Below are 20640 nucleotides of genomic sequence, written 5' to 3'. Positions count from 1 at the left end.
GTGGTGTTCGCGGACGCGATCGAGCGAAAAAGGGAGGATAGGCTAACCTAACCGGGTGTTGGTCGACAGTCCTCCTGAACCGAGCGCGGAGACCTCCCCCGCGCCTCCGAACCGCCGAGCGGTACGAGCCCTCGGGCTCTTCGCCTCCCTCCTGATCCTCGCCCTGGTCGCCCTGGCCAGTATCGCGATCGGCGCGAAAGAGCTGTCGCCGGAACAGGTCTGGCACGGCCTGTTCGAGGAGACGGGGACGTACGGCGACGCCGTGGTCGGGGAGCGGATCTCGCGGACCCTCCTCGGGCTGCTCGCGGGGGCCGCGCTCGGGCTGGCCGGTGCCGTGCTCCAGGCGCTCACCCGGAACCCGCTGGCCGATCCGGGGCTGCTCGGCATCAACGCGGGCGCGTCCGCGGCCGTGGTCACCGCCATCACCTACTTCGGCGTCACCTCGCTCAGCGGGTATGTGTGGTTCGCGTTCGCGGGGGCCGCAGCGGTCGGGGCGCTGGTCTGGTTCCTCGGCGGCAGCCGGGGCGCGACGCCGGTGCGGCTCGCGCTCGCGGGCACGGCCATCAGCGCCGCCCTGTACGGCTATCTCCAGGCCGTGATGATCATGGATGACGCGGCGCTCTCCAGGATGCGCTTCTGGACGGTCGGTTCACTGGCCTCGGCGACCGACGGGACCATCACCCAGGTGCTGCCGTTCCTGGCCGTCGGCACCGTCGTCGCGCTGCTGCTGGCCCGGCCGCTGAACGCGATGGCCATGGGCGACGACACCGCCCGCGCCCTCGGCGCCGACCTCAACCGCACCCGGGCGCTCTCCATGGCCGCCGCCACCGTGCTGTGCGGTGCCGCGACCGCCGCGTGCGGGCCCATCGTCTTCGTCGGGCTGATGGTCCCGCACGTCGTGCGCTCCTTCACCGGGCCCGACCTGCGCTGGATCCTGCCCTACGCGACCGTCCTGTCGCCCGTGCTGCTGCTCGGCGCCGATGTCGTCGGCCGCATGGTGGTCCGGCCCGCGGAGCTTCAGGTCGGCATCGTCACCGCGATCCTCGGCGGGCCGGTCTTCATCTTTCTCGTACGACGGCGGAGGACGGCCCAGCTGTGAAGACGCAGGTCATGAGCGAGACGGACAGCGAGACAGCGGGCGGGGCGGGGAAGGCCGAGACCGTGCGCCGGTCCGCCGTGCGCGATCGGGTGGTCCGCACGCCGGGCGGTCTGTCGGTGCGCCTGGACGTGCGGGCGTTCACCGTCGTCACCCTGCTGCTGACGGCGGCGCTCGTCGCGAGTGTCGTGCTGATCGGGACCGGCGACTTCCCGATCCCGGCCGGCGACGTCCTGAGGACGCTGCTCGGCGAGGGCGACGCCGGCCAGGAGCTCATCGTCAACGAACTGCGGCTGCCGCGCGTCCTGGTCGGGCTGCTCGTCGGGGCCTCGCTCGGGCTCGGCGGCGCGCTGTTCCAGTCCATCTCCCGCAATCCGCTGGGCAGTCCGGATGTCCTCGGCCTCTCGCAGGGCGCCACCGCCGGCGCGCTGGTCGTCATCGTGCTGTTCTCCGGCGACGCCGCCCATGTGGCCCTCGGCGCGCTCGTCGGCGGCCTGGTCACCGGTCTCGCGATCTACGTACTGGCGTGGAAGCGGGGGGTGCACGGCTACCGGCTCGTGCTCGTGGGCATCGGTGTCTCCGCGATCGCCACGGCGGTCAACGGCTATCTGATCACCAAGGCCGACCTCGTCGACGCGGCCCGCGCGGTCGTGTGGATGACCGGCTCCCTCAACGGCCGCGACTGGGAACAGGTCTGGCCGCTCCTGATCATGTGCGCGATCCTCGTGCCGCTGGTGCTCGGCAACGCCCGCGCGCTGCGGATGACGGAGATGGGCGACGACGTGTCGTACGCCCTCGGGGTGAGGGTCGAACGCGTACGGCTGCTGCTGATGGTGTCGGCCGTGCTGCTCACCGCCGGGGCCACCGCCGCCGCCGGGCCGGTCGGTTTCGTCGCCCTCACCGCGCCCCAGCTCGCCAAGCGGCTGACCCGCTCGCCCGGCCCGAACCTGGTCGCCTCGATGTGCATGGGCGCGACCCTGCTGATCGTCGCCGACTGGGCCTCGCAGCGGGCCTTCGGCGCCGACCAGCTGCCCGTGGGTGTCGTCACCGGCGTGCTCGGCGGTGTCTATCTGCTGTGGCTGCTGGTCACCGAGCGGAAGGCCGGGCGGATATGAACGAGAACGACAGCGCGTCGGCGCACGCGCACACCAGGAGGAGCACTGTGAACCGCCTGTCCGCCGAGAACGTCACCCTCGCCTATGACCAGCGGGTCATCGCCGAGCAGCTGTCGGTGGAGATACCCGACAACTCGTTCACCGTGATCGTCGGCCCCAACGCCTGCGGCAAGTCCACGCTGCTGCGTGCCCTGTCCCGGATGCTGAAGCCGTCCCGGGGGCGGGTGCTGCTCGACGGGAACGTCATCCAGTCGATGCCCGCCAAGAAGGTCGCCCGGACGCTCGGGCTGCTGCCGCAGTCGTCGATCGCGCCGGACGGGATCACCGTCGGCGACCTCGTGGGGCGCGGCCGGTACCCGCACCAGGGGCTGCTGCGGCAGTGGTCCACCGAGGACGAGCGGATCGTCCGGGAGTCGATGGAGTCGACCGGGGTCGCCGAACTGGCCGACCGTTACGTCGACGAGCTGTCCGGCGGCCAGCGCCAGCGCGTCTGGATCGCCATGGCACTCGCCCAGCAGACCCCGCTGCTGCTGCTCGACGAGCCGACCACCTTCCTCGACATCCAGCACCAGATCGACGTGCTCGACCTGTGCGCCGAACTCCACGAGGAGCAGGGCCGCACGCTGGTGGCCGTGCTGCACGACCTCAACCACGCGGCCCGGTACGCCACCCACCTCATCGCCCTGCGCGGCGGCACGGTGGTCGCCGAGGGCGCCCCCTCCGAGATCGTCACGGCCGAGCTGGTCGAGGAGGTCTTCGGGCTGCGCTGCCAGGTGATCGACGATCCGGAGACGGGCACGCCGCTGGTGGTGCCGGCGGCCCGCAGGGCACGGGTCGCCGTGACGGACGCGGGGGCGAAAGCGGGGGCGAAGGTGGGGGCTACAGAAGCTTCCTGAGCTGGAGCAGGTCGCGGAAGCCCGCCTCCAGCTTCACCCGGCCCGAGCCCCAGGCCTTGGCGAAGTTCAGTTCGCCGGCGACGAGGGCCACCAGGTCGTCGCCCGTCATGGCCAGCCTGATCTGGGCCTTCTCGGGCGGCGGCCCCTGCAGTGTGTCGTGCACCTCGATCCGCCCCTCGCGCATCCGGCCCATGAAGGTGACGTCGAGATCCTTGACATGGCAGCTCACCGAGCGGTCGAGGGCGGTCGCCTCGCGCACGTGTCCTTCGGCGCCTGCCATGGTGTCCGAGAGCTTTTCGAGTGCGGCGCGGCACTCCTCAATCGTTGCCATCGCGGTCGACGGTACCCCAGAGCTTCGCGGTAGCGTCTGGGCATGAGCGAGACTTTGCCCGAGGTCGGGGCCGGGGCGGAGGCCGTGGTTCCGGAGACGGCGGCCCAGGTCCATCCCGGGGCCGGGCCCGAGGACGACCCGGCCGCACCGGCCCCGCTGAACGTGGCCCGCACCCCCACCGGCCACCTTGAGGTCGACTCCACCCTCGACCGGCTGGCCGATGCCGACCACCTCGCGACCGACGGCCATGTGGAGGTGTACGAGGATGTACACCGGGGGCTGCGCGACGCGCTCACCGCGCTCGACGCGCGCCCGGGACCTCCGGTGCCCCCACGGCCGTAGACGCGGCCGTGCAGCCGTGGACACGAGAGCAGGAGCTGAACGCACCGTGGCAGGAGTCGCACGCCGCCGTCTGGACGCCGAACTGGTCCGGCGGAAGCTCGCGCGGTCGCGTGAGCACGCGAGCCAGCTGATCGCCGCCGGGCGGGTCACCGTCGGCAAGACCGTCGCGACCAAGTCCGCCACCCAGGTGGAGACCGCCGCCGCGATCGTGGTCGTGAGCGACGACGGCGACCCGGAGTACGTGTCGCGGGGCGGCCACAAGCTCGCGGGCGCCCTGGAGGTCTTCGTCCCGCGGGGGCTCGCCGTCGAGGGGCGGCGGGCGCTGGACGCCGGTGCCTCCACCGGGGGCTTCACCGACGTACTGCTGCGGGCCGGAGCCGCGCACGTCGTCGCGGTGGACGTCGGATACGGACAACTCGCGTGGACTCTGCAGAGCGATGAACGCGTCACCGTCAAGGACCGTACGAACGTACGCGAGTTGACGCTCGAAGCGATCGATGGGGAGCCTGTGGATCTAGTCGTGGGGGATCTGTCCTTCATCCCGCTCGGCCTGGTACTGCCCGCCCTGGTGCGGTGCGTGAAGCCTGACGCCGATCTGGTGATGATGGTCAAGCCGCAGTTCGAGGTGGGTAAGGAGCGGCTGGGCAGTGGGGGAGTCGTACGGAGTCCGCAGCTGCGTGCCGAGGCGGTGCGCGGGGTGGCCGGACGGGCCGGGGAACTGGGGCTCGGGGTGAAGGGTGTGACGGCCAGTCCGCTGCCCGGACCCTCGGGCAATGTCGAGTACTTTCTGTGGCTGCGTGCCGGGGCTCCCGCGCTGGACCCGGCCGACGTCGATCGAGCAGTGGCGGAGGGGCCGCGTTGACTCAGGACCGATCTCGAACTGTTTTCCTGCTCACCCACACCGGGCGGCCGGCCGCGATCCGCAGCGCCGAACTCGTCGTCAAGGGGCTGCTGCACCACGGCATCACCGTGCGCGTCCTGGAGCACGAGGCCGAGGACATCCCGGTGCCGGAGGAGGTGGAACTCGTCAAGGAGGCCACCCCGCAATGCCTCGACGGGTGCGAGCTGCTCATCGTCCTCGGCGGTGACGGCACGCTGCTGCGCGGCGCCGAGTTCGCCCGCGCGTCCGGGGTGCCGATGCTCGGCGTCAACCTCGGCAGCGTCGGCTTCCTCGCGGAGGCCGAGCGGGACGATCTCGACAAGGTTGTCGACCGGGTGGTGACCCGGGCGTACGAGGTCGAGGAACGCATGACCGTCGATGTCGTCGTTCATCAGAACGGGGACATCGTCCACACGGACTGGGCGCTGAACGAGGCGGCCGTGCAGAAGGCCGGCGCCGAGAAGCTGCTCGAAGTGGTCCTGGAGATCGACGGGCGGCCGGTGACCGGGTTCGGATGCGACGGCATCGTGCTGTCGACCCCGACCGGGTCCACGGCGTACGCGTTCTCGGCGGGCGGGCCCGTGGTGTGGCCGGAGGTCGAGGCGCTGCTGATGGTGCCGATCAGCGCGCACGCGCTGTTCGCGAAGCCGTTGGTGACGTCGCCGGATTCGGTGCTGGCGGTGGAGGTTCTGCCGCACATTCCGCCGGGTGTGCTGTGGTGCGACGGGCGGCGGACCGTGGAGTTGCCGCCGGGGGCGCGGGTCGAGGTGCGGCGGGGGGCTGTGCCGGTGCGGCTGGCCCGGTTGCACCACGCTTCGTTCACGGACCGGCTGGTGGCCAAGTTCGCGCTGCCGGTTTCCGGGTGGCGGGGGGCTCGGCACTAGCGGCTTGTGGGGGAGGGCGGGGCGCGCCGTAGCTCTCCGGGGTGACATTGGGGACGGGGGGCGTCGCACTTCCGTCCCCGGACCTCGTATGGTCGTGTCCGTGTTGGAGGAGATGCGGATACGGTCGCTCGGAGTCATCGACGACGCTGTGGTCGAGTTGTCGCCCGGCTTCACCGCCGTGACGGGTGAGACGGGTGCGGGCAAGACCATGGTCGTCACCAGTCTCGGCCTGCTGCTCGGTGGGCGGGCGGACCCGGCGCTCGTGCGGATCGGTGCGAAGAACGCCGTCGTGGAGGGCCGGATCGCCGTGCCCGAGGGCGCGTCGGCGATCGTCCGGGCCGAGGAGGCCGGGGCCGAACTCGACGACGGGGCGCTGCTGATCAGTCGTACCGTCTCCGCCGAGGGACGGTCGCGGGCCCACCTGGGCGGGCGGTCCGTCCCCGTGGGTGTGCTCGCCGAGCTGGCCGACGAGTTGGTCGCGGTGCACGGGCAGACCGACCAGCAGGGGCTGCTGAAGCTGTCCCGGCAGCGGGCGGCGCTCGACCGGTACGCGGGCGACGCGGTCGCCGTGCCGCTCACCAAGTACGGCGAGGCCTACCGGCGGCTGCGGGCCGTGGCCGGTGAGCTCGACGAGATCGTCACCCGCGCGCGCGAGCGGGCCCAGGAAGCCGACATGCTGCGCTATGGGCTCGACGAGATCGCGGGCGTCGAACCACGGGCCGGTGAGGACGTGGAGCTGGCCGAGGAGGCCGAGCGGCTCGGGCACGCGGAGGCGCTGGCGTCCGCCGCGACGGCCGCGCACGCCGCGCTCGCGGGCAACCCCGAGGACCCGGAGGGCGTGGATGCCGCCACGCTCGTCGCCGGCGCGCACCGCGCGCTGGAGGCCGTGCGGTCGCACGACCCGGCGCTCGCGGCGCTCGCGGAGCGGATCGGGGAGATCGGCATCCTGCTGGGCGATGTGGCGGGCGAGCTGGCGGGGTACGCCGACGACCTGGACGCCGACCCGCTGCGGCTGACGGCCGTCGAGGAGCGGCGGGCCGCGCTGACCGCGCTGACCCGGAAGTACGGCCAGGACATCACCTCGGTGCTGGCGTGGGCCGAGCAGGGCGCCCAGCGGCTCACCGAACTCGACGGCGACGACGAGCGGATCGACGAGCTGACCGCCGAGCGGGACGCGCTCCGGGCCGAACTGGGCGGACTCGCCCAGGCCCTGACGGACGCCCGCGTGGAGGCCGCCGAGCGGTTCGCCTCCGCCGTCACCGCCGAACTGGCCTCGCTCGCCATGCCGCACGCGCGCGTGTCGTTCGAGATCCGGCAGAGCGACGATCCCGAGGGGGTCGAGGTGGGCGGGCGTACGGTCGCGTACGGGCCGTCCGGTGCCGACGAGGTCGAACTGCTGCTCGCCCCGCACCCGGGGGCGCCGCCCCGGCCCATCGCCAAGGGCGCGTCCGGCGGTGAGCTGTCGCGGGTGATGCTGGCCGTCGAGGTCGTCTTCGCGGGGACGGACCCCGTGCCGACGTACCTCTTCGACGAGGTGGACGCCGGTGTCGGCGGCAAGGCCGCGGTCGAGATCGGCCGGCGTCTCGCCAAGCTCGCCCGCTCGGCGCAGGTCGTGGTGGTCACCCATCTGCCGCAGGTGGCGGCCTTCGCCGACCGGCAGTTGCTGGTGGAGAAGACCAACGACGGTTCCGTGACCCGCTCCGGGGTGAAGGTCCTGGAGGGCGAGGACCGGGTGCGCGAGCTGTCGCGGATGCTCGCCGGGCAGGAGGACTCGGAGACGGCACGGGCACACGCGGAGGAACTGCTGGCGGCAGCCCGCGCGGACGCGTAGGGCTGCCCGCGCGGACGCCCGGGGCGGGGCGCGCGGGCCGCGCGGGACGGGGCGCGCGGGACCGTCCCGTGCGTCGGCCCTGAGCGAACGGGGCGGTGAACGCGGCGGGAACGAGCGGTGCGGGAGTCATGCCGAGGGGCAACCTCGTGCGGGAGTTCACTCGTGTGGGTGACCCTGGGTCCGGGGTTGCCCGCCCCTCCGGCCGCCGCCCCGCCCGGCTGTCCCGGAACACCCTTGCGGCCTGGCATCCTTGGTCAGGTATGTCCGATCGCGATCCAGGAGTCCCGGCCACGTGAGCCACGTGAGCAGCCACTCACCGCCCGGCCAGTCGCCGCTGCGAACCGTGCAAGTGCTCGGCGGCGGCAGCGCGGTGAGTAGCGCGCATGTGCGATCGCTGGCCTCGGGTCTGGTCGCCCGGGGCGTGCGGGTCACGGTGTGCGCCCCCTCCGACACCGACGGGCTGTACGACTTCACCGGCGTCGGCGCCCACCACGTCCACGTGCCCCGCAGCAGCGACCCCGCCTCGGTGGCCAGTCTGCGCAGCGCCTGCGCCGACGCCGACCTGGTCCACGCGCACGGCCTGCACGCCGGCTTCCGCGCCACCCTCGCACTCGGCCGGCGCACCACCCCGCTCGTCGTCACCCTGCACACACGCTCCTACGCGGAAGGGGCGCGGGCGCATCTGCTGCGGCTGCTGGAGCGGCGGGTCGCCAAGGCCGCCGCCGTGGTCCTCGGCACCTCCTCCGACCTGGTCGACCGGGCCCGCAGCCGGGGCGCGCGCGACGCCCGGCTCGCCGCCGTCGGCCTGCCCGCGCCGCGCAGGGCCGACTCCGGCGACGACGCGGAGCGGCCCGCCTCCAAGGTCCGCGCCGAACTGGGCGCCACCGACCGCCCGTTGCTGATGGCCGTCGGCACGCTCGACCAGTACCGGGGACACGAGACACTGCTCGACGCCGCCCGGTCGTGGCGCCGCCTCGACCCGCCGCCGCTGCTGGTCGTCGCGGGCGAGGGGCCGCTGCGGAGCGTCCTGCAGCGGCGCATCGAGGACGAGGAACTGCCCGTCCGGCTGGTCGGGCGGCGCGACGACGTCTCCGAACTGATCGCCGCCGCCGACCTCGTCCTGCTGCCCGGCGGCCCCGAGGCCCGCTCCGTCCTCGCGCAGGAGGCGCTCCACGCGCGCGTGCCGCTCGTCGCCGCCACCGTCGGCTCACTGCCCGACCTCGTCGGCGACGCCGCCGAACTCGTCCCGTACGGCGACGCGAGGGCGCTCGCCACGGCCGTCGTACGCCTGCTCGACGACCCCGCCCGTCGCGAGGCGCTGCGGGACCGGGGCACCCGGCAGGCCGCGACCTGGCCGACCGAGGACGAGACCGTCGCCCAGGTGCTCAGCGTCTACGACGAGTTGACACGGCCGAGGCCGCTCGGCTGACGGCCCGGGCTGCGGTCCGCCCGGCGCCCGGCGCCCGGCTCAGCCGGCGTGTCTGCGGGCCCGTAGCGCCAGACTCAGGGCCAGCACGGTCTGCGGGTCGTCCAGGTCGGTGCCGAGCAGTTCGCCGATACGGGCCAGCCGGTTGTAGAGGGTCTGGCGGTTGAGGTGCAGCTCGCGGGCGGTCTCCGCCTTGCGGCCGGCGTGCGCGAGATAGGTCTCCAGCGTGGGCAGCAGCGGGGGCCTGGCGCGGTCGTCGTGGTCGCGCAGGGGACCGATCGCCCGGTCCACGAAGGCGGCCAGGTCGGGGTGGTCGCGCAGCCGCCACAGCAGCAGGTCGATGTCCAGGCGCCGGGCGTCGTACCAGGGGCGGTCGGCCAGGCCCTGCGCGGCCGTCGCCGTCTCCGCCGCGTGCCGCAGGCCCGCCGAGGCGGCGGCCCAGCCGCCGGGCACCCCGACGACCACCACGGGCGGCCCGCCGCCCGGCCGCCGCATCCCGGCCCGCTCCACACCGGCCCTGAGCGCCGCCGCGACCTTGTCGGCCACCGCCGGGCGCTCCGACTCCGCGCGCAGCCCCAGCAGCAGCGGCACACGGCCCTCCACGGGGCGTACGCCGAGCAGGGCGGGCACGCCCACGGAGGCCAGCTCCTCGGCCACCGCGCGGGCCAGGACGGCCCAGCCGCCGCCCGGAGCCAGCCCGTCGGCGAGCCGCATCACGACGGGCAGCAGGGGGCCGCCGCCCGGCTTGAAGCCGAGGACGCGGGCCTGGGCGGGGGCGTCCTCGGCCCGGACGCGGCCCTCGGCGAGGTCGGTCAGGAAGTCGCCCCGCCCGCGCGCCGCCAGCTCCTCCTCCTGCCGGGCCTGCATCAGCACGACGGCGAGGATGCCGGCCGCGCGCTCCGCGGCCATCCGGTGCACGGGCGCCAGGGGGGCGACGACGGGCAGGAGGACCAGCCGGGCCCGTACCGAGCCGGTGCCGGGGCCGCCGCCGGGCACGTCGACGAGGGCAGCCCCGGCCGGCGGCGCGTCCTGGTGCCGGTCGCGCAGCCCCTCCCACACCTGGAGCGGGTCGGTGTCCGCGGGGCCGGTCCCGGCGGCGTACAGGAGCTGTCCGTCGGGGGTCTCCAGGAAGACCGGGTTGCCGCTGAAGTCGGCCAGGAGCGCGAGGACCTGGGGGACACCGCCCCCGCCGAGCAGGGCCTTGGTGCAGCGGCGGTGGACCTCCTCGGCCTGCTGGAGGAGCGCGTAGTGCCCGTTGACGATCTCGGTGTGGATCTCCTCGGTGACCGTCACGAAGGCCACCTCGCGGTGGAGCTGGACCAGCGGGAGACCGGCCGAGCGCGCCGTCTCGACCAGGGCGGCCGGGAGCCGGGCGAAACGCGGGCCCAGTTCGACGACCAGGGCCGCGATACCGCGCTCGGCGAGGGTCCGTACGAACGCGCGCTGGTCGGCGGGGCGGGTGCCGAGCCCGTACCCGGTGGTCAGCAGCAGCTCGCCGCCCTTGAGGAGCGAGGCGATGTTCGGGACCTCGCCCGTGTGCACCCAGCGCACGGTCCGCTGCAGCCGGTCGGCGCCCGCCAGGATCTCCGGCAGCCCGCCCCGCAGTCCGGGCAGCTCCAGCGCCCGCCGCACGGTGATACCGCCCCGCGCCTCGCGGCCGTCACCTGGTGCGTGGCTGTCACGGGTGTCCATGGAGCGGACGGTACCCGGTCGTCAGGCCGGCGGGATGTTGTGGTTGAAGCGGAAGACGTTGTCGGGGTCGTACTGGGTCTTCACCGCGGTCAGCCGCCGGTGGTCGTCGACCCCGTGCCCGGCCACGACCCGGTCGGCGCCCTCGTCGCCGGTGAAGTTGAGGTACACCGCGCCGGTGCTCCACGGCCGTACGTCGGCGCGGACGTCCCGTACCCACCGGACGCAGCGCTCGTCGTCCGCCGGGTCGTCCCAGATGCCGAACGGATGCACGGCCCAGGGGGAGCCGCGGTAGGGCACGGGGTAGTCGGCGGGGCCCTCGGCGATCGCGCCGCCCAGCGGGAACAGGATGTGCTGGGTGCCGGTGGGCACGGGCATCGTCCACGCGCGCGTGGCGAACACCTCCACCAACTCGTCCGGCAGACCGGTCAGATACTCCGCCGACCAGTAGTTCCGCATGCCCGGCGGGTCGTCGATCATGCACTGCACGTCCGCGTACGGCATCGCGCCGACGATCTCGGCCTCGTGCGGCAGCGCCAGCAGCGGCTGGGCCGTCTTGCGCATGTCCTCCTCGGTGCCCGCGTACGTCAGCAGGACGGCGCAGGTGAGCTCGCCCACCAGATGTCCGGGCACGAACTCCTCGGGCGGGCCGGTCATGTAGAGGACACCGCCGCTCGCCTCCCGGGGGCCGGTCTCGATGACCTCGCGGTACACACGCGTCACCTCGGGGCCGTGTTCCGGGCGGTAGAGCAGCAGGGCGATGGCGAAGGCGGGCAGGTCGTGCAGCCGGAGGGTGAGCGAGGTGGCCACGCCGAAGTTGCCGCCGCCGCCGTGCAGGGCCCAGAAGAGGTCCGGGTTCTCCTCGGCGCTCGCGCGGACCTGCTGTCCGTCGGCGGTCACCAGGTCGACGGCGAGCAGGTTGTCGACGGCGAGTCCGAAGGCGCGGTCCAGCCAGCCGCTGCCGCCGCCGAGGACGAAGCCGCCGACGCCCGTGGTGGACGCCCGGCCGCCGGTGGTCGCCAGACGGTGGGGTTCGGTGGCGCGGTCGAGATGGCTCATGGTGGCGCCGCCCTCGATCCGGGCGCTCATCGATCCGGGGTCGACCGTGACCGTGTGCATCCGGCGCAGATCGATGACGAGCCCGTTGTCGTTGAGAGCCATTCCGGCCACGCTGTGGCCGCCGCCGCGTATCGCGACCGGCAGGTCGAGGTCACGGGCGAAGCGCACGGAACGGACGACATCGGTCTCGTCCGCGCACTGCGCGATCACGGCCGGACGTCGGTCGATCATGGCGTTGAAGACCGCGCGGGCGTCGTCGTAGCCCGGATCCTCCGGGGCGAACACATCGCCGGTGAGGTCCTCGCGCAGGGCGGTGAGGGCCGCGTGCGCCTTCGAGAGGGGAGCCATGGTGAGCCGCCCCCTTTCGGCCAGGGGACAGGGTTCTTTCCAGGCTAGAGGGGGACGGCGGATCGGGCCTGTTCGAGCACAGTACGAGCAAGGGGAGGGGAAAGCGCTCGCGCCCGGTGGAGAGGAGCAACCCCTACCAGCGAGCGCAAGCGCTTGCCGCGCGCGCCTCTCCGCACTCCGGTCCGCCGCCGTGCGCGCCAGACCGGAGGGCGCGCACAGCGGGCCGCGCGCCCCCGGCGCGGACGATCAGCCGCCGTACGCCCCCGAGGCGGTCAGCCGCAGGGCCGTGTCGATCAGCGGAACATGGCTGAACGCCTGCGGGAAGTTGCCCACCTGGCGCTTGAGCACCGGGTCCCACTCCTCGGCGAGGAGGCCCAGGTCGTTGCGGAGCGACAGCAGCTTCTCGAACAGCTTGCGGGCCTCGTCCACCCGGCCGATCATCGCCAGATCGTCGGCCATCCAGAACGAGCAGGCCAGGAACGCGCCCTCGTCGCCGGGCAGGCCGTCCACGCCCTCCTCCTCGCCGGAGGTCGGGTAGCGCAGGATGAAGCCGTCCGGGGTCGACAGCTCCCGCTGGATCGCCTCGATGGTGCCGATCACCCGCTTGTCGTCCGGCGGCAGGAAGCCCATCTGCGGGATGAGCAGCAGCGAGGCGTCCAGCTCCTTCGAGCCGTACGACTGGGTGAAGGTGTTGCGCTCCTTGTCGTAGCCCTTCTCGCACACGTCCCGGTGGATGTCGTCGCGCAGCTCGCGCCACTTCTCCAGCGGGCCGTCCGCGTCACCGGACTCGATGAGCTTGATCGTGCGGTCCACGGCGACCCAGGCCATGACCTTGGAGTGCACGAAGTGACGGCGCGGGCCGCGCACCTCCCAGATGCCCTCGTCCGGCTCGTCCCAGTGGTCCTCCAGGTAGCGGATCAGCTTCAGCTGGAGCAGGGAGGCGTAGTCGTTGCGGGCCAGGCCCGTCATGTGGGCCAGGTGCAGGGCCTCGGTGACCTCGCCGTACACGTCCAGCTGGAGCTGGTGGGCCGCGCCGTTGCCGACCCGGACCGGGCCCGAATTCTCGTACCCGGGCAGCCACTCCAGCTCGGCCTCGCCCAGCTCCCGTTCACCGGCGATGCCGTACATGATCTGCAGGTTCTCCGGGTCGCCGGCGACCGCCCGCAGCAGCCACTCGCGCCAGGCGCGGGCCTCGTCGCGGTAGCCCGTGCGCAGCAGCGAGGAGAGGGTGATGGCCGCGTCGCGCAGCCAGGTGTAGCGGTAGTCCCAGTTGCGGACGCCGCCGATGTGCTCCGGGAGGGAGGTGGTCGGCGCGGCGACGATGCCGCCGGTCGGGGCGTACGTCAGGGCCTTCAGCGTGATCAGCGAGCGGATCACGGCCTCGCGGTACGGGCCGTGGTACGTGCACTGATCCACCCAGTCGCGCCAGAACTCCTCCGTGGCGACGAGCGAGGGCTCGGGCTCGGGGAGCGCCGGGGGCTGCTTGTGCGAGGGCTCCCAGGAGATCGTGAACGCGATCCGCTCGCCCGGGGTCACCGTGAAGTCGGCGTACGTGGTCAGCGCCTTGCCGTAGGTCTCGCACTCGGTGTCGAACCACACCGAGTCCGGTCCGGCGACGGCCACCGTGCGCCCCTCGTGCTTGTGCACCCAGGGCACCACCCGGCCGTACGAGAACCGCATCCGCAGCGCCGAGCGCATCGGCACCCGGCCGCTGACGCCCTCCACGATCCGGATCACCTGGGGGGCGCCGTCACGCGGCGGCATGAAGTCCGTCACACGGACCGTGCCGCGCGGGGTGTCCCACTCGGATTCCAGGATCAGCGAGTCGCCGCGGTACCGGCGGCGGGAGGCCGTCGGCGGCTCCGCGTCCGCGGCGTGCGCGGGACCCAGTCTCCAGAACCCGTGTTCCTCGGTGCCGAGCAGTCCGGCGAAGACGGCGTGGGAGTCGAAGCGGGGCAGGCACAGCCAATCGACCGTGCCGTCCCGGCAGACCAGCGCCGCTGTCTGCATGTCTCCGATGAGTGCGTAGTCTTCGATGCGCCCGGCCACGTGCAACTCCAGTCGAACGGCCACGTCGTCGCCCCCCGAGGGGCGGTCGCTGTGCGGTGTGCGGTCAAGGGACCCAAGGGATCGACAAAGGAACCATGTTTCCAGAGTGATCCAAGGGACGGTGTCATGCGATGTCGCTCAACGATCCTCAACGCATATGAGGCGATCGTTGCTCAACGGACTGACGAGCTCTCATGATTGCCGGAGACGGGCGGGGGTGGTGCCGTCGCGCCGGCCGCGCTCGGCAGCGAGTGTCCGAAGAGGATACGACGCACCGGAGGGCTCCGCGTGCCGCTCCCGGCAACACGAGTGGGCCGAACGGGTGAGCGGCTGGTGAAGATCGGCGGAGATCCCCCGACTGTCGTACGAGGTCCGTGTCGGCCCGTGCGCGGAGCGTGGCCGGAAGCGATCGTGTTCTGTCGCTGATACCCTGGTAGCCCGTGGACCGGTGGGCGCCCCACGCCGAAGATTTCGCACGAGGGACCCCCGAACCGCAGCGAAGGCACCCCCGACGGATGAGTTCGGGCGGCGGCCGACCCGCATACCGAACCGCGACCACGGGAGCCCCCTCTTGGCCATGCCGCCCGCTGCTTTTCGAAACACGACGACCAAGCACATCTTCGTCACCGGGGGTGTCGCCTCCTCGCTCGGCAAGGGCCTGACCGCCTCCAGCCTCGGCATGCTGCTCAAGGCCCGTGGTCTGCGCGTCGTGATGCAGAAGCTCGACCCGTACCTCAACGTCGACCCCGGCACGATGAACCCCTTCCAGCACGGTGAGGTGTTCGTCACCAACGACGGCGCCGAGACCGACCTGGACATCGGCCACTACGAGCGCTTCCTCGACCGCGACCTGGACGGCTCGGCCAATGTCACCACCGGCCAGGTCTACAACACGGTCATCGCCAAGGAGCGGCGCGGCGAGTACCTGGGCGACACCGTCCAGGTCATCCCGCACATCACCAACGAGATCAAGCACCGCATCCGGCGGATGGCCTCCGACGAGGTCGACGTCGTCATCACCGAGGTCGGCGGCACGGTCGGCGACATCGAGTCGCTGCCGTTCCTGGAGACCGTCCGCCAGGTCCGGCACGAGGTCGGCCGTGACAACGTCTTCGTCGTCCACATCTCGCTCCTGCCGTACATCGGGCCGTCGGGAGAGCTGAAGACGAAGCCGACCCAGCACTCGGTTGCGGCGCTGCGCAACATCGGTATCCAGCCGGACGCGATCGTGCTGCGCTGCGACCGCGAGGTGCCCGCCGCGATCAAGCGCAAGATCTCCCTGATGTGCGACGTCGACGAGGCCGCCGTGGTGGCCTGTCCCGACGCCCGCTCGATCTACGACATCCCGAAGACCGTGCACGGCGAGGGCCTGGACGCCTATGTCGTCCGCAAGCTGGACCTGCCGTTCCGCGACGTGGACTGGACGACCTGGGACGACCTGCTCGACCGGGTCCACAACCCGCTGCACGAGATCAACCTGGCGCTGGTCGGCAAGTACATCGACCTGCCCGACGCCTACCTCTCGGTCACCGAGGCGCTGCGCGCGGGCGGCTTCGCCAACAAGGCCCGGGTGAAGATCAAGTGGGTCACCTCGGACGACTGCAAGACCCCGGCCGGCGCCGCGGCCCAGCTCGCCGACGTCGACGCCATCTGCATCCCCGGCGGCTTCGGCGACCGCGGTGTCTCCGGCAAGGTCGGCGCCATCCGCTACGCCCGCGAGAACCGCATCCCGCTGCTCGGCCTCTGTCTGGGCCTGCAGTGCATCGTGATCGAGGCCGCGCGCAACCTGGCCGACATCCCGGACGCCAACTCCACCGAGTTCGACTCCGCCACCGCCCACCCGGTCATCTCCACCATGGCCGAGCAGCTCGACATCGTCGCCGGTGAGGGCGACATGGGCGGCACGATGCGCCTCGGCATGTACCCGGCGAAGCTGGCCGAGGGGTCGATCGTGCGCGAGGTGTACGACGGCAAGGAGTACGTCGAGGAGCGCCACCGCCACCGCTACGAGGTGAACAACGCCTACCGCGGGGAACTGGAGAAGAAGGCCGGTCTGCAGTTCACCGGGACCTCGCCCGACGGCAAGCTCGTCGAGTACGTCGAGTACCCGCGCGAGGTCCACCCGTACCTGGTCGCGACCCAGGCGCACCCCGAGCTGCGCTCCCGTCCGACCCGTCCGCACCCGCTGTTCGCGGGGCTGGTGAAGGCGGCCGTGGAGCGCAAGACCGGTAAGTAGAAAGCCGGGCGGCGCCAGAGCTGTACGGTGACCGGGGTGCGCGTCTTTCGGGACGTGTGCCCCGGTTTCTTTTGTGCATGTGGTTTCTATTTGTGCGTGGTTGTACGTGTGGGAGGACGAGTCGACATGACGATCAAGGACACCGCCGAGGAGTGGGAGATCCGGGCGAGCGGGACGCCGTTCGTCGGCAAGAAGACCTCCGTGCGCACCGACGACGTGGTCATGCCCGACGGGTCGGTCGTCCGCCGCGACTACCAGGTCCACCCCGGATCGGTGGCCGTCCTCGCCGTCGACGACCAGGACCGCGTGCTGGTCATCCGGCAGTACCGCCACCCGGTCCGTGAGCGGCTGTGGGAGATTCCGGCCGGGCTGCTGGACGTGCCGGGGGAGAACCCGCTGCACGCCGCCCAGCGGGAGCTGTACGAGGAGGCGCACGTCAAGGCCGAGGAGTGGCGGGTGCTGACCGACGTCTACACCACGCCCGGCGGCTGCGACGAGGCCGTGCGGATCTTCCTGGCGCGGGACCTCTCCGAGGCCGAGGGCCGGAAGTTCGAGGTGGAGGACGAGGAGGCCGACATGGAGTTGGCCCGGGTGCCGCTGGACGAGCTGGTGCGGGGGGTGTTCGCGGGGGAGCTGCACAACAACTGCCTCGTGGTGGGGGTGCTTTCGCTGGTCGCCGCGCGGAGCGGGGACGGGGTGGAGGCGCTGCGGGCGGCCGAGGCGCCGTGGCCCGCGCGGCCGTTCGAGTCCTGACCCGTCCTCACAGCGACTTCACACCGCCAGTCCTACGATCGTTTGATCCGATCAGGCGACCTGCCCGCCCCGCTCCGCCCAGATCGTCGCAGAGCGTGAACTAGGCTCGGGAAACGCCCGAACCGGAGTCCCGGCGGGCTTGCTCGTGCGGTGGGACGGGAGAGTGGCCCGTGGCGGATCAGGCGGTGGACCTCGGGGGTGCCCGGGTGTCCGGAACAGGGCGGCCCGCGGCTGTCGAGGCCGCCCCCACGGACAGTCAGTTCCTCGGCCGGACAAGAGAGTTGAAGGAGCTGCGGGCCGACATCGGCCGGGCCGGGCTCAACACCCTCGCGGGCCGCAAGGCGCCCCACGCGCGCGTGCTGCTCGTCGCCGGCCGGCCCGGCTACGGCCGCACCGCGCTCGCCGAGGAACTCGTCCGGCAGGTTACCGACGGTTACCCGGACGGGGTGCTGCGGGCCCGGCTCACCGAGCCCGACGGCACCCGGGTACCGGTCGAGCGCGCGGCGCGGGAACTGCTCGGGGAGCTGGGGCTGCCGACGCCGGCCGGCGCCGACGAGGACGACCTCAGCGAGGCGCTGCGCGAGGCGCTGGCCGACCGCCGGGTGGTGCTCCTGCTGGACGACGCGGCCGACGCCGAGCAGGTCGACGCACTGCTCCCGGACACCCCCGACTCGCTGGTCGTGGCGGTCTCCGAGGGGCCCCTGACGGGCATCTCCGACGTCCGCCCGTGCACCCTGGGCGGACTGGACACCAAGTCCGCCGTGGAGCTGCTGGAACGCTTCAGCGGCTCGGTGCGGATCACCGTGGACCCGCGCTCGGCGGAAGGGCTCGCCGAGGTCTGCGGGGCCCAGCCCGCCGCGCTGCGGCTCGCCGGGGGCTGGCTGGCCGCCCGGCCCGCCGCCGCCGTCTCCGACCTCGCCAAGCAGTTGCGCGCCGAGGACGACGACAGCCCGCCGCTCGCCAGGGTCCTCAGACTGGCGTACGCCTCGCTGCCGACCACCGCCGCCCGGATACTGCGACTCCTCGCGCTCGCCCCGGCGGGCCTGGTCGACCCGCACATCGCCTCCGGGCTCGCCGGCTGCTCGGTCGGCGCGGCCCGCACCACGCTGGACGACTTCGTGGCCCTCGGATTCCTGCACCGGGTCGAGTCGGAGCTGCCCGAGTACGAGGTCCCCGGCTGCCTCCAGCCGCTGCTGTGGTCCCTCGCCGAGAGCCAGGAACGGCCGGGCGAACTGCAGCTGGCCCGCGCGCGGATGCTGGAGCGGACGGTACGGCTGCTGCAGTCCTGCCGGGCCATCACCGAGACCGACAGCCCGCAGGCCCGCGAGAAACTCCTCGCGATGCCCAAGGCGCTGCGGTTCCCGACCCCCCGGGCCGCCGAGGAGTGGCTGCGGGTGCGCCGGCCCGCGCTGCTGGCCGCGGCCCGGCTCGCGGTCGCCGACGGGGAGCTGGACACCCTCGCCAGACGGCTGATGTCCCAGCTGGTCCGGGCCATGGTGGCGCACTTCGGCACCCAGGCCGCCGCCCCCGACCTGTACGACGTCCACGGGCTGGTCCTCGATGTCGCCGAGCGCCGCGACCTGCCCCGCGAACAGGCGGCGGCCCTGCTGAACCTCGGCGACCTCGACGCCAGGACCGGCCGTACGAAGGCGGCGCTGGCCCGCTACCGGGCCGCGCTCGACGCCGGACGGCGGGCGAACGACCCGTACGCCACCGGCCGCGCGATGGAATCCGTAGGCGGTGCCCACCAGGAGCTGGAGGACTACGACCGGGCCGCCGACTGGTACGGCAGGGCGCTCGCCCAGCGGCTCGCCCGGGACGAGCGCGAGGACGCCGCCCGGCTGTACGGCCGGATCGCCGCCGCGCACACCTACGCGGGCCGCTACGGCGAGGCGCTGCGCAACTGGAGCTCGGCGCTCACCGGGCACCGCAGGCTCGGTGATGTGGGCGGCCAGGCAAGGGCGTTGAGCGAGATGGCACGGGTCCAGGAGTACGCGGGGCGGCCCGAGGAGGCGCTGCACACCTGCCAGGAGGCGGCCGAGTGGGCGCGCCGCGCCGACGACGTCCGGCTGCAGGCCGCGATGCAGCTCCGGATCGCCGACACCCTGGAGCGGCTCGGCGACCCGGCGGCGGCCGGGCTGCACCGGGGAGCCGCCGAGCGGCTGCTCGGCGACGAGGCCCCGGACCCCGAAACCCATGAGATCGAGCCGGAACAGGACGCTAACGCCTGCGAAATCCGTAGTGCATCCGCGAAAGATTGATGCATTGAAAGGCTAGACAGCGGGGATACCTTCATTAGACTGGCTGCGCCGCCGGTTCTCCTGCGGTGTCTCCCGGTGCGCTCCGATGCGTACGGGTATGTCCCGCATTGCTCGGGCATGTCCCGCCTGTGCGTGCGAGCCCCACACCCCTCCGAGCCAAGGACCGTGATCGACGTGAAGGTCGGCATCCCCCGCGAGGTCAAGAACAACGAGTTCCGGGTGGCCATCACCCCGGCCGGCGTGCACGAGCTGGTACGCCACGGCCACCAGGTCGTCATCGAGCAGGGCGCCGGAGTCGGCTCGTCGATCCCCGACGCCGAGTACGTCACCGCCGGCGCCGAGATCCTGGCCACGGCCGACGAGGTGTGGGCCGCCGCCGACCTGCTGCTCAAGGTCAAGGAGCCCATCGCCGAGGAGTACCACCGCCTCCGCAAGGACCAGACGCTCTTCACCTACCTGCACCTGGCCGCCTCCAAGGAGTGCACCGACGCCCTCGTCGAGTCCGGCACCACCGCGATCGCGTACGAGACCGTCGAACTGCCCGGCCGCGCGCTGCCGCTGCTCGCGCCGATGTCCGAGGTCGCGGGCCGGCTCGCCCCCCAGGTCGGCGCCTACCACCTGATGCGGGCCAACGGAGGGCGCGGGGTGCTGCCCGGCGGAGTGCCCGGGGTGCTGGCCGGCCGGGCCGTCGTCATCGGCGGCGGTGTGTCGGGCTGGAACGCCGCGCAGATCGCCATCGGCATGGGCTTCCACGTCACCCTGCTCGACAAGGACATCAACAAGCTCAAGGAAGCCGACAAGATCTTCGGCACGAAGATCCAGACCGTCGTCTCCAACGCCTTCGAACTGGAGAAGGCGTGCCTGGAGGCCGACCTCGTCATCGGCGCCGTCCTCATCCCGGGCGCCAAGGCCCCGAAGCTGGTCACCAACGAACTGGTGTCGCGGATGAAGCCCGGAAGTGTCCTTGTCGACATCGCCATCGACCAGGGCGGCTGCTTCGAGGACTCCCGGCCCACCACCCACGCCGAACCGACCTTCCCGGTCCACGAGTCGGTCTTCTACTGCGTCGCCAACATGCCCGGCGCGGTGCCCAACACCTCGACCTACGCGCTGACCAACGCCACGCTGCCGTACATCGTGGAACTCGCCGACCACGGCTGGGCCGAGGCCGCGCGCCGTGACCCGGCGCTGGCCAAGGGGCTCAACGCCCATGACGGCAGGGTCGTTTACCGCGAGGTCGCCGAGGCGCACGGCCTGGAGCACGTCGAGCTGGCCTCGCTGCTCGTCTGATCGGCTCGTCCGACCGGCTGCTCCGACCGGCTGGTTTTAAGTCACCTTTCGGTAAAAGGCGATACGTCAACACAGGTCGTCAACAGCGCCTTCCCGGCCGGATCTTGCCCGACAAGGTCCGGCCGGATGTGTGTATGGTCACTTTGCGACACTC

Annotated in this window: 16 protein-coding genes; 12 read left to right on the top strand and 4 right to left on the bottom strand. The window is 72.5% G+C overall.

Annotation, left to right across the window (positions count from 1 at the left end; translation table 11 throughout):
* Nucleotides 1-55 precede the first annotated feature (55 nt).
* The 3 genes from J8M51_RS14140 to J8M51_RS14130 are packed head-to-tail and all read left to right on the top strand — an operon-like array spanning nucleotide 56 to nucleotide 3107.
* Nucleotides 56-1099, top strand: a complete 1044-nt coding sequence (locus tag J8M51_RS14140; RefSeq protein ID WP_086761038.1) for a FecCD family ABC transporter permease — start codon at nucleotides 56-58, stop codon at nucleotides 1097-1099.
* The gene (locus J8M51_RS14135) at nucleotides 1096-2211 is read left to right on the top strand and encodes a FecCD family ABC transporter permease (RefSeq protein WP_398856053.1); all 1116 of its coding nucleotides are present in this window, start codon (nucleotides 1096-1098) and stop codon (nucleotides 2209-2211) included. Before J8M51_RS14140 ends, J8M51_RS14135 begins: the two co-directional genes overlap by 4 nt.
* Nucleotides 2208-3107 (top strand): ABC transporter ATP-binding protein, encoded by a 900-nt coding sequence (locus J8M51_RS14130; RefSeq protein ID WP_086761040.1) that lies wholly within the window; start codon nucleotides 2208-2210, stop codon nucleotides 3105-3107. The genes J8M51_RS14135 and J8M51_RS14130 overlap by 4 nt, the downstream gene beginning before the upstream one ends.
* Here the strand turns inward: J8M51_RS14130 and J8M51_RS14125 are convergent.
* The gene (locus J8M51_RS14125; protein WP_086761042.1) at nucleotides 3091-3438 is read right to left on the bottom strand and encodes an SCP2 sterol-binding domain-containing protein; all 348 of its coding nucleotides are present in this window, start codon (nucleotides 3436-3438) and stop codon (nucleotides 3091-3093) included. The two genes, J8M51_RS14130 and J8M51_RS14125, sit on opposite strands and share 17 nt — an antisense overlap.
* Nucleotides 3439-3480: 42 nt before the next feature.
* Here J8M51_RS14125 and J8M51_RS14120 point away from each other — a divergent pair, with 42 nt between their 5' ends.
* The 5 genes from J8M51_RS14120 to J8M51_RS14100 all read left to right on the top strand — a co-directional run bounded on the left by J8M51_RS14120 (nucleotide 3481) and on the right by J8M51_RS14100 (nucleotide 8804).
* Nucleotides 3481-3780 carry a hypothetical protein gene (locus tag J8M51_RS14120; RefSeq protein ID WP_236067616.1) on the top strand — a complete coding sequence of 100 codons (300 nt, stop codon included), beginning with the start codon at nucleotides 3481-3483 and terminating at the stop codon, nucleotides 3778-3780.
* A 46-nt stretch (nucleotides 3781-3826) separates the two neighbouring features.
* Nucleotides 3827-4642, top strand: a complete 816-nt coding sequence (locus tag J8M51_RS14115; RefSeq protein WP_086761044.1) for a TlyA family RNA methyltransferase — start codon at nucleotides 3827-3829, stop codon at nucleotides 4640-4642.
* Complete coding sequence (locus tag J8M51_RS14110; RefSeq protein ID WP_152167785.1) at nucleotides 4639-5544, top strand: NAD kinase; 906 nt, start codon at nucleotides 4639-4641, stop codon at nucleotides 5542-5544. The genes J8M51_RS14115 and J8M51_RS14110 overlap by 4 nt, the downstream gene beginning before the upstream one ends.
* An 88-nt stretch (nucleotides 5545-5632) precedes the next feature.
* A complete protein-coding gene (recN, locus tag J8M51_RS14105) occupies nucleotides 5633-7375 on the top strand; it encodes a DNA repair protein RecN (RefSeq protein WP_216588782.1) in 1743 nt (580 codons plus the stop codon).
* Between the two features lie 292 nt (nucleotides 7376-7667).
* Nucleotides 7668-8804, top strand: coding sequence for a glycosyltransferase family 4 protein (locus J8M51_RS14100; RefSeq protein WP_086752775.1), 1137 nt, complete (start codon nucleotides 7668-7670; stop codon nucleotides 8802-8804).
* Between the two features lie 39 nt (nucleotides 8805-8843).
* Here J8M51_RS14100 and J8M51_RS14095 read toward each other — a convergent pair whose 3' ends face one another.
* The 3 genes from J8M51_RS14095 to J8M51_RS14085 form a co-directional block, all read right to left on the bottom strand.
* The gene (locus J8M51_RS14095; protein ID WP_086752773.1) at nucleotides 8844-10493 is read right to left on the bottom strand and encodes a PucR family transcriptional regulator; all 1650 of its coding nucleotides are present in this window, start codon (nucleotides 10491-10493) and stop codon (nucleotides 8844-8846) included.
* Nucleotides 10494-10514: 21 nt separating this feature from the next.
* Nucleotides 10515-11897 (bottom strand): FAD-binding oxidoreductase, encoded by a 1383-nt coding sequence (locus J8M51_RS14090; RefSeq protein ID WP_086752771.1) that lies wholly within the window; start codon nucleotides 11895-11897, stop codon nucleotides 10515-10517.
* Between the two features lie 246 nt (nucleotides 11898-12143).
* Nucleotides 12144-13946: a glycoside hydrolase family 15 protein gene (locus J8M51_RS14085; protein ID WP_086752769.1), complete on the bottom strand. Its 1803-nt coding sequence runs from the start codon at nucleotides 13944-13946 to the stop codon at nucleotides 12144-12146.
* A gap of 577 nt (nucleotides 13947-14523) precedes the next feature.
* On the opposite strand from J8M51_RS14085, the gene J8M51_RS14080 reads away from it, so the two are divergent.
* The 4 genes from J8M51_RS14080 to ald all read left to right on the top strand — a co-directional run bounded on the left by J8M51_RS14080 (nucleotide 14524) and on the right by ald (nucleotide 20486).
* The gene (locus tag J8M51_RS14080; protein WP_086752767.1) at nucleotides 14524-16182 is read left to right on the top strand and encodes a CTP synthase; all 1659 of its coding nucleotides are present in this window, start codon (nucleotides 14524-14526) and stop codon (nucleotides 16180-16182) included.
* Nucleotides 16183-16308: 126 nt separating this feature from the next.
* Nucleotides 16309-16935, top strand: a complete 627-nt coding sequence (locus J8M51_RS14075; protein WP_086752765.1) for an NUDIX domain-containing protein — start codon at nucleotides 16309-16311, stop codon at nucleotides 16933-16935.
* Nucleotides 16936-17105: 170 nt separating this feature from the next.
* Complete coding sequence (locus J8M51_RS14070) at nucleotides 17106-19196, top strand: tetratricopeptide repeat protein (protein ID WP_086752763.1); 2091 nt, start codon at nucleotides 17106-17108, stop codon at nucleotides 19194-19196.
* Between the two features lie 165 nt (nucleotides 19197-19361).
* Complete coding sequence (gene ald / locus J8M51_RS14065; protein ID WP_179202899.1) at nucleotides 19362-20486, top strand: alanine dehydrogenase; 1125 nt, start codon at nucleotides 19362-19364, stop codon at nucleotides 20484-20486.
* The last annotated feature ends 154 nt before the right edge of the window (nucleotides 20487-20640 follow it).

The sequence above is a fragment of the Streptomyces griseiscabiei genome, assembly GCF_020010925.1.
Lineage (GTDB): Bacteria > Actinomycetota > Actinomycetes > Streptomycetales > Streptomycetaceae > Streptomyces > Streptomyces griseiscabiei.
The sequence above is the reverse complement of the archived record's forward strand: the minus strand, read 5'-3'. Positions and strand labels throughout refer to the sequence as shown.

What these genes read in the sequence shown, in the direction of transcription:
- J8M51_RS14125 (WP_086761042.1), bottom strand. Translation starts at nt 3,438, where the DNA reads ATGGCAACGATTGAGGAGTGCCGCGCCGCACTCGAAAAGCTCTCGGAC.
- recN (WP_216588782.1), top strand. Translation starts at nt 5,633, where the DNA reads ATGGTCGTGTCCGTGTTGGAGGAGATGCGGATACGGTCGCTCGGAGTC.
- J8M51_RS14130 (WP_086761040.1), top strand. Translation starts at nt 2,208, where the DNA reads ATGAACGAGAACGACAGCGCGTCGGCGCACGCGCACACCAGGAGGAGC.
- J8M51_RS14120 (WP_236067616.1), top strand. Translation starts at nt 3,481, where the DNA reads ATGAGCGAGACTTTGCCCGAGGTCGGGGCCGGGGCGGAGGCCGTGGTT.
- J8M51_RS14095 (WP_086752773.1), bottom strand. Translation starts at nt 10,493, where the DNA reads ATGGACACCCGTGACAGCCACGCACCAGGTGACGGCCGCGAGGCGCGG.
- J8M51_RS14075 (WP_086752765.1), top strand. Translation starts at nt 16,309, where the DNA reads ATGACGATCAAGGACACCGCCGAGGAGTGGGAGATCCGGGCGAGCGGG.
- J8M51_RS14080 (WP_086752767.1), top strand. Translation starts at nt 14,524, where the DNA reads ATGCCGCCCGCTGCTTTTCGAAACACGACGACCAAGCACATCTTCGTC.
- J8M51_RS14090 (WP_086752771.1), bottom strand. Translation starts at nt 11,897, where the DNA reads ATGGCTCCCCTCTCGAAGGCGCACGCGGCCCTCACCGCCCTGCGCGAG.